The sequence below is a fragment of the Ruegeria sp. AD5 genome, assembly GCF_056542345.1.
This window is the reverse complement of sequence record NZ_JBQFZR010000003.1, coordinates 44,026-57,886: the sequence shown is the minus strand read 5'-3', so window position 1 is coordinate 57,886 and position 13,861 is coordinate 44,026. Positions and strand designations below refer to the sequence as shown.

Here is a 13,861-nt window from a genome sequence, read left to right as displayed (position 1 = left end):
TTATCTTTCTGCTTTTTGCGGCTCATATATCAACTTCACGCCGCCTGTAAAAAGAATATGAACCGGACCGTCCTTTTTTTCGGTCCCAAACACCATTCTTCCGGCAGTAAAGTCGCCAATCGGACCGGTTCCGTCAATCTGTCCAGGGCTATCACCACGTATTTCATCCAGCGACGTATTCAACAGGTCGGTGGTGACCTGGATGCCGTCTCTGGTGGTGATGACCACATCCCCTGCAAACGTTGCAGTACCCTTGTCTGGCCTGATGATGCCTGTGTTGGACTCGAGTGTGATCTCGCCCCCATTGCTTAGTCCAAAGCGACCCTGCACTTCGGCTGCCGTCGGCGTGTCGCCATCGCCACCCTGACTGGCCCTTCGGGCTTCGACTCGGATTTCCTCGCCCTTGCTGGTGACACCTTTATAGTCGGGCCGCGTGACCACCTGATCTGTCAGCCGGTCGTCAATATCCTGATCACTGAACGGCACCGAGACATTGGTGTCGACGCTGCGAGAAAGAAGAAAGACAGAAGACAGCAACAAAATCGCCACAAGCGGTAGCAGCACCTTCAGGAACTGCACCCATCGGGAATGGCGATCAACTTCAGCCATCTTCCTAACCCAATCCTACACGCAGACAGTCATGTATGTGCAGCAGACCCAAGGCTGGGCCATTTGTGTTAGGATCAACCACAAAGAGTGACGTGATCTTGCGATCGTTCATGATTGCAACTGCCTCCTCCGCCATGGCACTTGGCGCAATGGTCATTGGATTTTCGGTCATCACCTCTTCGGTGTTTTTGCTCAATAGCCCGTCCATGTTCCTGCGCAGGTCGCCATCGGTCACAATACCCAGCAAACGACCTGCCTGATCAGTGACTCCCACAACACCAAAGCTCTTCTGACTCATGACCAGCAGCGCCTCGCTCATCGGGGTGCCAGCGGTCACCAAGGGCAAATCTTCATGCATCAGATCACGCACAGTAGACAGTTGCGCCCCCAACTTTCCACCGGGGTGGTAAGCGCGGAAATCTTCGGGTTTGAAATCCCGGTACTTCATCAGCGCAATCGCCAGCGCGTCGCCCATCGCCAGTGTCAGCGTCGTCGAGATTGAGGGCACCATCCCAAAACCACAGGCCTCTCCCAGTGACGGGATCAGCAGATGCACATCCGCCTGTTTCATCAACGTGCTTTCGGGCTTGCTGGACAAACCGATCAGCGGAATTCCGAAGCGACGGGTGAAGGCCAGAAGGTTGGCCAGTTCCGGTGCTTCGCCAGAATTCGAGATGGCAAGAACCACATCGCCTTTCGACACCATGCCAAGATCACCATGGCTGGCCTCGGCAGGATGGACGAAATACGCCGGTGTTCCGGTGCTGGCCAAAGTGGCTGCAATCTTGTGGCCAATGTGTCCCGACTTGCCAATACCACTGATGATGATGCGGCCAGTGGCTTGCAGGATCAGCTGTACGGCCTCGGCGAAGTGCTCGTCCAAGCCATCGGCCAGGACATCCAGCGCACGGGCTTCGTCGGTGACAACCTGCCGGGCGGTTCTGAGGAATGCTTCGGTATCAGTCATGAATGCGCAAAAATATCGGTTTCGGGCCAGCCTGCGAGGTCAAGCTTCGCACGCATCGGCAGGAAGTCAAAGCAGGCCTGTGCCATTTCGGCTCGACCTTCGCGGGCCAGCCGCCCGTCCAGAGCCTCGCGCAGCTGATGCAGGTACAGAACATCTGACGCAGCATATTCCAACTGAGCATCGGTCAGTGTGTCCGCACCCCAATCGCTCATCTGTTGTTGTTTCGAGATATCGACGCCGATCAGTTCCTGACACAGGTTCTTCAGACCATGCCGGTCGGTATATGTGCGCACCAAGCGGCTGGCGATCTTAGTGCAATAAACCGGTGCGGCCAGCGCCCCAAAGGTGTGATACATCGCAGCGATGTCAAAGCGACCAAAGTGGAACAGCTTCAAAACATTCGGGTTCTCCAGCATCGCGCAAAGGTTCGGTGCCTGCGTCTGCCCATTCTCGACCTGAACGATATGGCTGTTGCCATCCCCTCCTGACATCTGGATCACGCACAGGCGATCTCGATGCGGATTCAGCCCCATAGTTTCACAGTCGATGGCCACGATGGGGCCCAAATCCAACCCGTCCGGCAGGTCATTTTTATACAGATGGTTCGCCACGGAATTGTCCTTTGTGCGCTTTCGGCCCCGAGATAGGCGGTTTGGCCCGCAAACTCAACGCCGTCCTTGGAAAAGCGTCCCCTTGACCTTGTGGCCAACACTTGAACTATGGATCGGCGACACCGCGATTGAGAAATTCCGACAATGCTCAGCATCCTGAGAAACCGCACTTACAGACATCTGCTGGCCGCGCAGATCGTGGCGCTGACCGGAACCGGGCTGGCGACGGTTGCCTTGGGGCTGTTAGCCTTTGATCTGGCCGGAGAGGCCGCCGGGATGGTCCTTGGTACCGCTCTTACGATCAAAATGATCGCCTATGTCACCGTTGCCCCGCTTGCTGCTGCCTTTGCCGAGCGGCTGGATCGTCGCCGGATGCTGGTCGCACTGGATCTGGTGCGCGCTGTGGTTGCGCTCTGCCTGCCTTTCGTGTCCGAAATCTGGCAGGTCTACGTGCTGATCTTTGTGCTGCAATCCGCCTCAGCCGGATTTACACCCGCGTTTCAGGCCACCATCCCGGATGTGCTGACCAACGAACAGGACTATACCAAAGCCCTGTCCCTGTCGCGGCTGGCTTACGATCTGGAAAGCCTGCTGAGCCCGATGCTGGCCGCCACCTTGCTGCTGTTCGTCAGTTTCGACAGCCTGTTTCTGGGCACCTGTGTCGGTTTTGTCGCCTCAGCCTTGCTTGTGGTGTCTGCAACTTTGCCCTCACCCAAACCATCCCAGCCGCGTGGCATCTATGACCGCACCACGCGCGGCATTCGAATTTACCTTAAAACCCCGCGCCTGCGGGGGCTGCTGGCGCTGAGTTGGAGCGCGGCCGCGCTCAGTTCGATGGTCATCGTCAACACGGTCGTGATCGTGCGCGGCGATCTTGGTCTTTCTGAAAGCGCCGTTGCCATCGCACTGGCCGGGTTCGGTGGCGGTTCGATGCTCGCGGCATTTGCACTGCCACGCCTTCTGGATCACATTCCAGAGCGTCGCGTCATGCTGGGTGGTGCATCATTGGCGACGGGCACCATGGCGATGGCAGCGCTGCTATCTGTCACTCTGCCGATGACATTAGGTTTGCTGACAACGACATGGCTATTGATTGGTTTTGGGTATTCCAGCATGCTGACGCCTTCGGGCCGCCTACTGACCCGATCAGCCCACCCCGAAGATCGACCCGCCGTGTTTGCCGCACAGTTCACTCTGTCTCATGCTTGCTGGCTGGTGCTTTATCCCTTGGCCGGGTGGCTGATGACCCGCTTTGGCGTAACTGTGGCCATGGCCGGAATGGTAACTGCCGCGATTCTGGGTCTGGTATTTGTGCTCATTGCCTGGCCACGGCGCGAAGACAATGCGGTGGTCCATAACCATCCTGACCTTCCACAGGATCACCCCCACCTGTCTGGGCCAAAACCTCATGCGCATCCGATCATCATTGATGAACTGCATCCCCGTTATCCGCACCAGCCTTGAGCCCGAACACCAAACTACCCTAAACCGAGGCGAAGTTGCCTGAACCCGGAGCCGCAATGGACCAGCTTGACCGACGCATCATCGCCGCTTTGCAACACAATGCACGCGATTCGACGACCCTCATCGCCTCTAAGCTTGGCGTCGCCCGAACAACGGTGCATGAACGCATCAATCGAATGGAAGAGCGGGGCGTCATCGCAGGTTACTCGGTCGTCCTGCGCGAAACCGAAGATACGCCACGCGTTCAGATCATCGTTCTGCTTGAAGTGCAGCAGAAAGAAACCACACGGATCATCAAGCGGCTTGAAGCTTATCCCGAGGTCAAACTGTGTTTGTCAATCAATGGCGAATTTGACCTGCTGCTTTCCGCCGAAGCGCCACGGATCGATGATCTTGATATTCTGGTCGACGAACTTGCGCGCATCCCCGGCGTATTGCGTACCAACACCAGTGTGGTTTTTGGCCGAAAGATTGATCGAAACTAAGGCGCGCTAACTCTCTGTAAACAGATGATTGGATAGCTTGGCCCGGACTGATTAGAATTCCGGACCGGCAGAATGCCAACTCAAAACCTACTAGTTTCCGCGCTCTTGGCGCAGGCCCTTCTGGCGCAGGCCGGATACGCATCGCCAACATCGGCGCTGTGTGATCAAGCGGCCCGGCGGGCTGCGCAGGCCGAAGGCGTCCCGCTCGATGTTCTCAAGGCAATTGCCCGCGTAGAAACAGGCCGCACGCAGAACGGATTACTGGAACCCTGGCCATGGACCGTCAATCGTGAAGGACAGGGATATTGGTTTGCCTCCGAGGTTGAGGCAAAGTCTTACGTGTTCGACATCTTCAAATCCGGTGTACGCAGCTTTGATGTCGGTTGCTTTCAGATCAATTATCGTTGGCATGGTAAGGCTTTTCGCTCGATCGACGCGATGTTCGATCCGGATGAAAACGCAACCTATGCAGCACGGTTTCTGGCCCAGCTTTATGCGGAACTTGGATCATGGCCTGCCGCTGCCGGGGCCTACCACTCGCGCACGCAGCACCTTGCGGCCTCATATTCTGATCGTTTTCAGACCGTCCTGGCGCAGCTGGATGGCTCGGGCACAGCCCACGAACGCGACCCATTCACAGCATCTGCCAGTCCGCTCATCCCGCTGAACGCTCATCCGGTCGGCCAGAACGCGCTGGGGTCACTGGTTCCCGAAACCGCTACAGCCACCGCCTTTATCGCTTTCAATTAGGAGCAGATAGTGCCCCGAATCGATCCCCGCACCTTGTTCTCTCCGACCATATTGCTGGCGCTGGCGCTGATGGCGGTCATCGTGATGATGATCCTGCCCATGCCAGCCTGGGTCCTGGACGTGGGGCTGGCGGCATCCTTTGCGCTGGCGATACTGATCTTCACATTGACGCTGTTCATCGAACGGCCACTGGATTTCTCATCCTTCCCGACGATCTTGCTGGCCTCACTGATGTTGCGCTTGTCGCTGAACGTGTCCTCAACCAAGCTGATCATCGGTCAGGGGCACACCGGCACCAACGCCGCTGGTGACGTGATCGAAGGTTTCGCCCAGTTTGTCATGGGCGGCAGCATCTTTCTGGGCCTTGTGGTGTTTGGCGTTCTGCTGATCGTGAACTTCATGGTCATCACAAAGGGTGCGGCCCGCATGGCCGAAGTGGGTGCCCGGTTCGCGCTGGACGGGATGCCAGGCAAACAGTTGGCCATCGACAGTGACATGTCGGCTGGAGCCATCGATCACCAGCAAGCCAAAGAACGACGCGAGAGCGAGCAGCAGGAGACCACCTTTTTCGGTTCGCTCGACGGCGCGTCGAAATTCGTCAAAGGCGATGCGATTGCCGGGTTGCTGATCACACTTCTCAACCTTGTGATGGGATTGGTCATGGGGGTCATCGTGCATGGGATGCCGGTATCGTCCGCATTCGAAACCTATGCAATCCTGACCGTTGGGGACGGGTTGGTATCGCAGATACCAGCAGTGATCATCTCGATTGCGTCCGCCTTGCTGTTGGCGCGTGGCGGTACGCAGGGTGCAACCGACAATGCGATCTTCTCGCAACTTGGACGCCACCCGGCGGCGTTGGGCACCGTAGCGGTTCTGATGGTGCTGTTCGCCCTGGTGCCCGGTTTGCCGTTCTTACCGTTCATTCTTGGGGCCGGGGTGCTGGGCTATGCGGCTTATTCAGGCCTCAGAAAACGCAACGCCAGCGAGGCAGAGGCTCAGACCCCCGAGGCCGAGTCTGACACTCCGGTTTCACAGGCCATCGGTGATATCCTGGACCTCGACGACGTTCACTTGGAATTCGCCCCCGATCTGGTCAGCATGGTGCTGAACCCCGGTACCGGCCTTGACGCGCGGATCGCCAACATGCGGACCTATGTCGCCTCAAGCTTTGGGCTTATCCTGCCCGAAATTCGATTGACTGACCGCGCCGATCTTCCGACCGGAACTTATGTGATCAAAGTACAAGGGGTCGAACAGGCCCGTGGTGTTCTGAATTCTGAACTTGTGCTCGCGCTGGTACAGGACGGGCACGACTTTCTACCTGATGGCACCGATGTGACCGAACCCGTCTACGGTGCCCCGGCGCGCTGGATATTGCCCAAGGACCAGGAGGTCGCCGCACTGAATGGGGCCACCATCGTCACCCCTCCTGAAATTCTGGCGACCCATCTGCTTGAGATCATCAAACAGAATTTCTCGCGCCTTTTGACCCTGAAATCCCTTCGCCGCCTGCTGTCCGAGATGACGCGGCTTAGCGATCCGACCCGGGCTGAAGCCAACCGCAAAATGCTGGACGAATTGATCCCAGACAAGGTGCCGATCGACACACTGCATGCTGTTCTGCGGCTGTTGCTAGACGAACGGGTCTCGATCCGGAACATGGCGCTGATCCTTGAAAGCGTGGCTGAAGCACGATTGACCACCACCCAGCCCGAAGGGATCTGCGAACTGGTCCGCCAGCGGCTGGGCTTTCAACTGGTTGCCGACATGAAGCGCGAGGACGGCTCGATCCCTCTGATCCAACTCGCGCCGGAATGGGAGGACACATTTGCCACCTACCAGATCGACGCCGCGAACGCAGGTATCGACGTGGCACTACCGCCCAACCTGTTCAATAAGCTGGCCGATGGGGTTGTCGATAGCGTCGCAAAATCAGCAGATCACGGGTTGTTCCCGGCGGTCGTAACCACGACCCGCCGACGCAGATTGCTCAGGACCATTATGCACGCGCGCGGCGTCGCCAACCCCGTCCTGTCTTTTGAAGAGATCGGGCTTGAGGCGCGCCCCGCCTTGGTCGGAACGGTGCCCGCGTGATCTCAGTCCCGTCAGAGCTTTTGCCACATCTGGGGCAAAACCTGTGGCATCTGTTCGCCGTATTTCTTCGTGTGTCCGCATTGGTTTCGCTGCTACCGGCCTTTGGTGAACGCAGCGTCCCTGTGCGGGTCAAACTGGGCGTGGCAGTTGCTTTCACAATGATTGTCATTCCCGCCATACCCGCATCGGGTGTTATGCCGGGCTTTCACAAAATGATTGGATTAATCACCATCGAAGTCTTGATCGGTCTTATGCTCGGCATCGGGTTGCGCCTTTTTGTCCTTGCATTACAAACTGCAGGTTCAATCGCGGCGCAAGCGACATCTTTGTCTCAGATCCTGGGCGGAGCGGCCGCAGAACCTGTCCCGGCGATGGGGTATCTGCTGACGCTGGCCGGCTTGGCGCTGGCGGTATTGCTTGGCCTTCATATCCGTGCAGCGCAGTTCATGATCCACAGCTATATGCTGTTTCCGATGGGCGCGCTTCCAACTGCGCCTGATCTGTCGCAATGGGGCGTTGCGCAAGTCGCCCGCAGCTTTGGACTGGCCTTTGCGCTGGCGACGCCCTTTGTCATCGCATCGCTGATCTACAACCTCGCACTGGGCGTAATTAACCGCGCCATGCCGCAGCTCATGGTCGCTTTTGTCGGTGCCCCAGCAATCACTTTCGCAGGCCTTTTCCTGCTTTTCGCCGGGGCACCATTGATCCTGGCAACCTGGTCTGACGCTTTGTTCGCCTTTCTCCAAAACCCGCTTGGAGGGCTGAGATGAGCGCATCAGACGACAGTGATAAGTCATTTGAGGCGACCCCGCAAAAGCTGGAAAAAGCCCGCAAAAAAGGCGAGGTGGCGAAGTCCAATGATCTGTCGGTGGTGGCTGCATACATGGGACTGCTCGTCGCACTTTTGCTCACGGGGCAATTCACAGCAGAGCATCTGGGGACTCTGTTCGTGGTCTTGATCGACCAATCAGATCAATTCGCAAGCTTGCTGACCATCGGACCCGCGACATCCACCGTCGCTGGGATTCTGAGATCAACTCTGGCACCAATCGCCGCGTTGTTTATCGTTCCGGCAGTCGCGGTGTTGCTCAGCCTGATCGCCCAGCGCGCACTGATCTTCGCGCCGGAGAAGCTGAAACCACGCGGTTCACGCATCTCGATCGTCTCAAACGCAAAGAACAAGTTTGGCCGGGGCGGGTTGTTCGAATTCGCCAAGAGCTTTGTTAAATTGTTGATCTATGGAACATGCCTGACCCTATTTTTGCACGCCCACCTGCCCGAGATTCTGACAGCCAGTGCAGCCGCCCCGAGATCCTCAATTCTGTTGATGATGAACTTACTCAGCCAATTTCTGTTTATCGTCATAATGATCGCGCTGGCGATCGGCATGATCGACTATCTGTGGCAACATGCCGAACACCTTCGCAAAAACAGAATGTCACGCAAAGAAATTCAGGATGAAACCAAGGATTCCGAGGGTGATCCGCACGTCAAACAGCAGCGTCGCCAACGCGCGCAGGACATAGCAACCAATCAGATGATGGCGGATGTGCCCAAGGCCGATGTGGTGATCGTCAACCCGACGCATTATGCGGTGGCGCTGAAATGGTCGCGAGCAAGTGGCAGCGCTCCGGTTTGCGTCGCCAAAGGGGTAGATGAAATCGCGGCAACAATCAGGGCCACGGCCGGAGACGCAGGCATTCCTATTCATTCCGATCCACCAACAGCACGCGCATTGCACGCGACCGTCGGGATCGGACAGGAAATTACCGAAGAATACTACCGACCCGTTGCAGCAGCTATTCGGTTTGCCGAAGCCATGCGCAAACGAGCGAAGGGTCAGGTCGGATGACGCAAGATCGCATAGACAACCTTTTGACCGTCGTCGAAGCTGTTTATCAACGGGAACACCAAAAATTGCACCCTTTGTTGCAGCGCGAAGCCCAGTTGCTTCAGCAATTGACGCGTCTGGATTCTCAATTAGCCGAAGTAAAATCGACGAGTTCACAGTCGGATGGCTATCAGGTCACCGGCGCAGACCTGTTGTGGCACGGCTGGGAATCTTTGACACGGCGCAACCTGAACACCGAGTTGGCGCGCCTGCGATCACAAAAGCTTGCGGCAATGGAAGAATTGCGTGGGGCATTTGGGCGCAAACTGGCCGTTGCAGATCTGTCGCGCCGCCTGCAGGAACACAAGCGACGCGTGCGACAATCTAAGGCTCAGGATTCGTAACCCCAACCCGTTCAGGTATCCTGTCGGCTGACACTCATGATCAGAACTTGCGAGACATCTTCACCCAGATCCTTTCTCGCAACCTCCAGCAACGCATTGCGCAATGCCGTCAGGTTGTCTGACCGCGTGAATGCGCCGTCAAACCCGCCGATATTGGCGTGATCAAACAGAACTTGCAGAAACCGGTCCCTTAATTTTGGCTCGATCTCATAAAACGCTTCGGCAATCCCCGGCCTCACCTCAAGGCTGAGGGACATGGTGACGAGCGCCGATATCTCGTCCTCGGAAACCACGGGGACCACGAACTGTTTGGTGAGTTTCAGATACTCATGTGTTTCTGATTGATCATCTTTGCCGGGTTTAGTTTTGTTTTTCTTGTCTTCATTGGGTTTTTGCCCAGCCTCCGCAAGATCTTCAGCTTCCCCGGAAGGGGACAATAGGATCCGGGCGCCCGCACCGGCAGCCAGGCCGAAAACCAGAAAAACGATCGGTAGTAGTTTTCCCATAAGCGCGGCCCTCAGAAAGGTAGCAAGGTATCAAGTATCTGTTGTCCATAGCGTGGTTGCTGCACATCCGTGATCTGCCCGCGGCCACCATAAGACACCCGCGCTGACGCGATCTTGTCATAGGTGATTTCATTCTGGCGCGAGATATCTTCGGGGCGGACATAGCCCGAGACCAGCAGTTCCCGAAGTTCGAAATTCACCCGCAGTTCTTGCGATCCAGAAATCGAAAGCACACCGTTTGGCAACACGTCGACGACCGTTGCCGCCACGCGCAAGGTCAGTTTCTCTTTGCGTTTGACCGATCCCTTCCCTTTGCTGACCGAAGCGGAGTCAATTGAAACGGCATCATCAAGTGAGGCCCCTTCAGGTAGTCGTTCACCTGCACGCTGCGGCAGGCCGAAGAGTTCCGGCACCGCAAGACTTTCTGACCCGGCCCGCGACCGGTTGGTGTCGTTGGATATTTCGGCCTTTTCATCCAGCTCGATCACGACTGTCAGAATATCCCCTTTTTTCATCGCCCGTTGATCACCAAGCAAGGAATGCTGACCGCCACTCCACAAAGATGACTGATCAACGGTTCGCTGAGGCTGGCTGTGCAAAGGTAGTCCGGGCCACAGCATCGCAACATGCTCAGGCGATTCCGTGTTTGGTGTCAGGCTGGGCGGCTTGCCAAGGTGGTCCAATCGTCCACACGCCGCAACACTCAGAACGACAAATAGCAGGGGTTTCGAAAGGCTCGGCATCATTTAACCTCAATTTGTCCATCGGGACGGATTACGCCCGTTACTGTTGTGCGAGACGCCAGATTCATGACACGGATACGCTCGCCTGCTGCGCCCCGGCCCAACGCGCGGCCTTCGGCAGTGATCGATAGCGCGACGTGATCGAACACCAGCGTCACCAGATCGTTTCGGTCCACGATCGCAGGCGGACCGACATCGGCAGGGCGGATTGGCCGACCTGGATAAAGCGCAACACGTGCCTCCTGACCGATAAGATCCTCTGGCCTACGAACCGCCCCATTGACCTCAGTGGTTTTGATTTCGAGGTCGGATGAGACAATGACCTCTTTGGCGCGGATCGTGCGGGTCGGCACAACGATCTCGGCCAAGCTTGGCATCGGCATCATGCATAGTATGAGGGTTAACAGGCGCATCACCGCACCTGCGTGGTCGCGCCCATCATCTGGTCGACGGCGGAAATAACTTTGGCGTTCATTTCATAGCCACGCTGCGCTTCGATCAGTTCCGTGACCTCGCGCACCGCATCGACTGAGCTGTCCTCAAGATAGCCCTGCCGCAATGTGCCCAGCCCATCTTCGCCCGGGGTGCCGACAACCGGAGCGCCCGAGGCTTCGGTTTCCTTGAAGAGGTTGCTACCAATCGCCTCAAGACCCTTGGCGTTCGAGAAGCTGGCCAGCGTAAACTCGCCCAGCAACTGCCCCTCGGCCGTATCATCGAAATAGGCATAGACCTCACCCGCCGCATTGATCGAGATCGATCTGGCATCGTCCGGAATGGTAATTTCAGGGGCAACAGCAAAGCCATCAGAAGTTACGATCAGACCTTCGGCCGAACGTTTCAGGCTTCCGTCTCGGGTAAAGGCGGATTGGCCATTCGGCATGGTGACTTCAAGGTAACCTCGCCCTTCGATGGCGATATCCAGATCACTGCCCGTTGCCGAGAGCCCACCCTGTTGCAGCTGTACGGTGACGGCGGCAGGGCGCACGCCCAACCCCAGCTGAATACCTGTCGGAAGGACCGTTCCATCCGAGGCATTGACCGCCCCGGCGCGCACCATCTGTTGATAGTGCAGATCGGCAAACTCGGCCCGGCGGGTGTTGTAGCCGGTTGTATTCATATTCGCGAGGTTGTTTGAAATTGTCTCAACCCGCATCTGCTGTGCGGTCATGCCCGTAGCCGCGATCTTCAATGCTCGCATGTCGTATTCTCCTTCCGGTAATCAGCGCATCAATGCCTTAAGCGCCCCGCGAACCCGTTCGTCTTCGGCCTCAAGAAAACTCTGCCCGAGCTCGTAGGCCCGCTGAATTTCAATCATCCGGGTCACCTGACCAATGGCATTGACATTCGATCCTTCGAGAAACCGATGCAGCACGACCGGCTCGTCCACCGGGTCCACCTGCCCGCCTGCACGGAAATGTGTGCTTCCTTCGCGCACCAGGTTTTCGGGATCGGCGACGTTGTAGACACCGATCTGGCTCAGAAGTTGTCCATCGACGCTCATCGTGCCGTCGCTGCCAACATCGATCATTGCGGCGTCGGGCGGGACAAAGACCGACGCGCCATTGCTGTCCAGAACCCGGTGCCCGTCCATCGTCACCAGATCGCCCTCAGCATTGGGTGAGAAACTGCCGGAACGCGTCATGCGGTTCCCAGCGGGCGTTTCGATCATAAAGAAACCGTCCCCTTCGATGGCAAAGTCGAAGGACCCGCCTGTCTCGGTCAGCACACCTTGTTGCAGAGAAGTGTTTCGAACCTGCGCACGGCTGAGCGATAGTGAAGGATTGCCCGGCATATCCCGGACGAATTCGGAGAACACCAGCCCCTGCTGACGATACCCGGTCGTGTTGGCATTGGCGATATTGTTGGCCACCATTCGCATCTCATCCATGAGACCGGATTGACGGGACAAGGTGACATAAGCGGTGTCCATTAGCGACCTCCGGCAATAAGCGGGACCAATGTCCCGGTAAAAAACGTAACAAGGGTCTGGGTCATGAAACCCATCGACATCCAGAACACGACCACGATTGCAATCAGCTTAGGCACGAAGGTCAGGGTCATCTCCTGAACCGAGGTCAAGGCCTGAAACAAACCAACTGTAAGGCCCGAGATCAGCGCCACCGCCAGGATCGGAACCGACGTGGTGACTGCAACCCAAAGCGCCTGGCGCACGATGTCGTAGAACAGACCTTCGCTCAGCATCGTTCAGACCGGCATCCGCAAGATTTCCTGATAGGCTTCAACGACTTTGTTCCGAACAATCACAGCCGTTTCCACTGCCAGCTCTGTCTGCGCCAGCGCCTGAACCAAAGCGTGCGGGTCGGCCTGCCCAACCATCGAAGATTGCGTGACTTGCTCGCTGTGTTTCAGCGTCGCCACAAAATCCTGAAACGAGGATCGCAGCCCTTGCGCTGTCCCCTGATGTTCGGGGTCGGCCTGCGTTGCAGGGCGCGCACCCGTATAGTTCTGTGCGGCGGTAAGTGAGCGAACATCCATTCTGGTATTCCTTTATTTTCGGAGTAGATCCATCAGACTTGATGACATCTGCCGGGTCTGGTCGAACATCTTGAGGTTGGCTTCGTAGCTGCGCTGCGCCTCTCGGGCGTCTGCTATTTCGATCATCAGATCGACATTTGATCCTCTGTAATGGCCAGTCTCATCAGCCATAGGGTGGCCAGGATCATAAATTCGGCTCAGGTCGCGACGATCGAGTTTGACGCGCCCCGCCTGAACCATCTCTTTTCCGTCCCGTTCGACTGTCTCAAACGGGACTGTCTTACGCCGGTATCCCGGCGTATCGGCGTTCGAGATGTTCTCGGACACATGACGCAACCGCGCTGCTTGTGCACGCAGTGCGCTAGCCGACGCGTCCAACGAGTAGGAAAAATCGCTCATCGTGAAACCCCCTATGCCCGGCCCAGACTCGTGCGCAGCACACCGATTGAAGACTTGTAGATCGCTAATGCCCGGTCATGTTGTCGCTTGACCTCGACAGCTTTCAGCATCTCTTCTTCCAATGAAACACCATTGCCATTCGGATCGCTCGAAGCCGCGACCGTGAATTCAGCCCAAGGCTGAGCGCGCACATCACCATTCAGATGACCCGTCCGAGTCGCGGTCATCGCGACCTCTCGGCTCGTGTTTTCAAACGCTGTCTGGAAGGCTTCAATATCGCGGGGCTTGTATCCCGGCGTATCCGCGTTGGCCATGTTGCGCGCAACAACCGCTTGCCGTTGTCCGGCATGGGTTGCCATTGCGTACGCAGTCTTAAAGACGTTCAGGTCATTGAACATCGGGGCTTCTCCCTCGATCAATTTCAATCAAGGCTTAACCCCGATTCCTTTAGAAACCGTTTTCAACAAATCTATTTGGAGGACCTGCGATGGCCGATCTC

The 13,861-nt window shown here is 57.0% G+C and carries 19 protein-coding genes; 7 read left to right on the top strand and 12 right to left on the bottom strand.

The window, feature by feature from the left end; genetic code table 11:
- The 3 genes from ACR0JG_RS16590 to ACR0JG_RS16580 are packed head-to-tail and all read right to left on the bottom strand — an operon-like array spanning nt 1 to nt 2,187.
- Complete coding sequence (locus tag ACR0JG_RS16590) at nt 1-609, bottom strand: LptA/OstA family protein (RefSeq protein WP_170734147.1); 609 nt, start codon at nt 607-609, stop codon at nt 1-3.
- Nucleotides 610-613: 4 nt separating this feature from the next.
- Complete coding sequence (locus ACR0JG_RS16585; protein WP_480571242.1) at nt 614-1,576, bottom strand: KpsF/GutQ family sugar-phosphate isomerase; 963 nt, start codon at nt 1,574-1,576, stop codon at nt 614-616.
- A complete protein-coding gene (locus ACR0JG_RS16580) occupies nt 1,573-2,187 on the bottom strand; it encodes a ribonuclease D (protein WP_170734148.1) in 615 nt (204 codons plus the stop codon). Before ACR0JG_RS16580 ends, ACR0JG_RS16585 begins: the two co-directional genes overlap by 4 nt.
- A gap of 144 nt (nt 2,188-2,331) precedes the next feature.
- Between ACR0JG_RS16580 and ACR0JG_RS16575 the strand changes: the two genes are divergently transcribed.
- The 7 genes from ACR0JG_RS16575 to ACR0JG_RS16545 all read left to right on the top strand — a co-directional run bounded on the left by ACR0JG_RS16575 (nt 2,332) and on the right by ACR0JG_RS16545 (nt 9,218).
- Nucleotides 2,332-3,651 carry an MFS transporter gene (locus tag ACR0JG_RS16575; protein WP_170734149.1) on the top strand — a complete coding sequence of 440 codons (1,320 nt, stop codon included), beginning with the start codon at nt 2,332-2,334 and terminating at the stop codon, nt 3,649-3,651.
- A gap of 56 nt (nt 3,652-3,707) precedes the next feature.
- Complete coding sequence (locus ACR0JG_RS16570) at nt 3,708-4,136, top strand: Lrp/AsnC family transcriptional regulator (RefSeq protein ID WP_480571238.1); 429 nt, start codon at nt 3,708-3,710, stop codon at nt 4,134-4,136.
- Between the two features lie 72 nt (nt 4,137-4,208).
- Nucleotides 4,209-4,886 carry a lytic transglycosylase domain-containing protein gene (locus tag ACR0JG_RS16565; protein ID WP_480571235.1) on the top strand — a complete coding sequence of 226 codons (678 nt, stop codon included), beginning with the start codon at nt 4,209-4,211 and terminating at the stop codon, nt 4,884-4,886.
- Nucleotides 4,887-4,895: 9 nt separating this feature from the next.
- Nucleotides 4,896-6,983, top strand: coding sequence for a flagellar biosynthesis protein FlhA (gene flhA, locus ACR0JG_RS16560; RefSeq protein WP_480571232.1), 2,088 nt, complete (start codon nt 4,896-4,898; stop codon nt 6,981-6,983).
- A complete protein-coding gene (locus tag ACR0JG_RS16555; protein ID WP_170395294.1) occupies nt 6,980-7,753 on the top strand; it encodes a flagellar biosynthetic protein FliR in 774 nt (257 codons plus the stop codon). The genes flhA and ACR0JG_RS16555 overlap by 4 nt, the downstream gene beginning before the upstream one ends.
- Nucleotides 7,750-8,835 carry a flagellar type III secretion system protein FlhB gene (flhB, locus tag ACR0JG_RS16550; RefSeq protein ID WP_480571229.1) on the top strand — a complete coding sequence of 362 codons (1,086 nt, stop codon included), beginning with the start codon at nt 7,750-7,752 and terminating at the stop codon, nt 8,833-8,835. Before ACR0JG_RS16555 ends, flhB begins: the two co-directional genes overlap by 4 nt.
- A gap of 23 nt (nt 8,836-8,858) precedes the next feature.
- A complete protein-coding gene (locus ACR0JG_RS16545) occupies nt 8,859-9,218 on the top strand; it encodes a hypothetical protein (protein ID WP_480571226.1) in 360 nt (119 codons plus the stop codon).
- Between the two features lie 11 nt (nt 9,219-9,229).
- Here ACR0JG_RS16545 and ACR0JG_RS16540 read toward each other — a convergent pair whose 3' ends face one another.
- From ACR0JG_RS16540 to ACR0JG_RS16500, 9 genes are read right to left on the bottom strand one after another with little or no spacing between them, the layout of a single operon-like run.
- The gene (locus tag ACR0JG_RS16540) at nt 9,230-9,724 is read right to left on the bottom strand and encodes a flagellar basal body-associated FliL family protein (RefSeq protein ID WP_170408681.1); all 495 of its coding nucleotides are present in this window, start codon (nt 9,722-9,724) and stop codon (nt 9,230-9,232) included.
- Nucleotides 9,725-9,735: 11 nt separating this feature from the next.
- Nucleotides 9,736-10,467 (bottom strand): flagellar basal body L-ring protein FlgH, encoded by a 732-nt coding sequence (flgH, locus tag ACR0JG_RS16535; protein WP_170395282.1) that lies wholly within the window; start codon nt 10,465-10,467, stop codon nt 9,736-9,738.
- Nucleotides 10,467-10,880 carry a flagellar basal body P-ring formation chaperone FlgA gene (flgA, locus tag ACR0JG_RS16530; protein ID WP_480571223.1) on the bottom strand — a complete coding sequence of 138 codons (414 nt, stop codon included), beginning with the start codon at nt 10,878-10,880 and terminating at the stop codon, nt 10,467-10,469. Before flgA ends, flgH begins: the two co-directional genes overlap by 1 nt.
- Nucleotides 10,880-11,665 (bottom strand): flagellar basal-body rod protein FlgG, encoded by a 786-nt coding sequence (flgG, locus tag ACR0JG_RS16525; protein ID WP_170626328.1) that lies wholly within the window; start codon nt 11,663-11,665, stop codon nt 10,880-10,882. Before flgG ends, flgA begins: the two co-directional genes overlap by 1 nt.
- A gap of 21 nt (nt 11,666-11,686) precedes the next feature.
- A complete protein-coding gene (locus ACR0JG_RS16520; RefSeq protein WP_480571220.1) occupies nt 11,687-12,397 on the bottom strand; it encodes a flagellar hook-basal body complex protein in 711 nt (236 codons plus the stop codon).
- A complete protein-coding gene (locus tag ACR0JG_RS16515; protein WP_480571217.1) occupies nt 12,397-12,669 on the bottom strand; it encodes a flagellar biosynthetic protein FliQ in 273 nt (90 codons plus the stop codon). The genes ACR0JG_RS16520 and ACR0JG_RS16515 overlap by 1 nt, the downstream gene beginning before the upstream one ends.
- Before the next feature lie 3 nt (nt 12,670-12,672).
- Nucleotides 12,673-12,963: a flagellar hook-basal body complex protein FliE gene (gene fliE, locus ACR0JG_RS16510; RefSeq protein WP_170395268.1), complete on the bottom strand. Its 291-nt coding sequence runs from the start codon at nt 12,961-12,963 to the stop codon at nt 12,673-12,675.
- Nucleotides 12,964-12,975: 12 nt separating this feature from the next.
- On the bottom strand, nt 12,976-13,362 hold the full coding sequence (gene flgC, locus ACR0JG_RS16505) for a flagellar basal body rod protein FlgC (protein ID WP_170395265.1): 387 nt from the start codon (nt 13,360-13,362) through the stop codon (nt 12,976-12,978).
- Between the two features lie 11 nt (nt 13,363-13,373).
- A complete protein-coding gene (locus tag ACR0JG_RS16500; RefSeq protein ID WP_170567490.1) occupies nt 13,374-13,760 on the bottom strand; it encodes a FlgB family protein in 387 nt (128 codons plus the stop codon).
- Nucleotides 13,761-13,861: the final 101 nt, after the last annotated feature.

Coding starts and splice junctions, on each gene's coding strand:
- ACR0JG_RS16590 (WP_170734147.1), bottom strand. CDS start 609: ATGGCTGAAGTTGATCGCCATTCCCGATGGGTGCAGTTCCTGAAGGTG.
- ACR0JG_RS16585 (WP_480571242.1), bottom strand. CDS start 1,576: ATGACTGATACCGAAGCATTCCTCAGAACCGCCCGGCAGGTTGTCACC.
- ACR0JG_RS16575 (WP_170734149.1), top strand. CDS start 2,332: ATGCTCAGCATCCTGAGAAACCGCACTTACAGACATCTGCTGGCCGCG.
- ACR0JG_RS16570 (WP_480571238.1), top strand. CDS start 3,708: ATGGACCAGCTTGACCGACGCATCATCGCCGCTTTGCAACACAATGCA.
- ACR0JG_RS16565 (WP_480571235.1), top strand. CDS start 4,209: ATGCCAACTCAAAACCTACTAGTTTCCGCGCTCTTGGCGCAGGCCCTT.
- flhB (WP_480571229.1), top strand. CDS start 7,750: ATGAGCGCATCAGACGACAGTGATAAGTCATTTGAGGCGACCCCGCAA.
- ACR0JG_RS16540 (WP_170408681.1), bottom strand. CDS start 9,724: ATGGGAAAACTACTACCGATCGTTTTTCTGGTTTTCGGCCTGGCTGCC.
- flgH (WP_170395282.1), bottom strand. CDS start 10,467: ATGCCGAGCCTTTCGAAACCCCTGCTATTTGTCGTTCTGAGTGTTGCG.
- flgA (WP_480571223.1), bottom strand. CDS start 10,880: ATGCGCCTGTTAACCCTCATACTATGCATGATGCCGATGCCAAGCTTG.
- flgG (WP_170626328.1), bottom strand. CDS start 11,665: ATGCGAGCATTGAAGATCGCGGCTACGGGCATGACCGCACAGCAGATG.
- ACR0JG_RS16520 (WP_480571220.1), bottom strand. CDS start 12,397: ATGGACACCGCTTATGTCACCTTGTCCCGTCAATCCGGTCTCATGGAT.
- ACR0JG_RS16515 (WP_480571217.1), bottom strand. CDS start 12,669: ATGCTGAGCGAAGGTCTGTTCTACGACATCGTGCGCCAGGCGCTTTGG.
- fliE (WP_170395268.1), bottom strand. CDS start 12,963: ATGGATGTTCGCTCACTTACCGCCGCACAGAACTATACGGGTGCGCGC.
- flgC (WP_170395265.1), bottom strand. CDS start 13,362: ATGAGCGATTTTTCCTACTCGTTGGACGCGTCGGCTAGCGCACTGCGT.
- ACR0JG_RS16500 (WP_170567490.1), bottom strand. CDS start 13,760: ATGTTCAATGACCTGAACGTCTTTAAGACTGCGTACGCAATGGCAACC.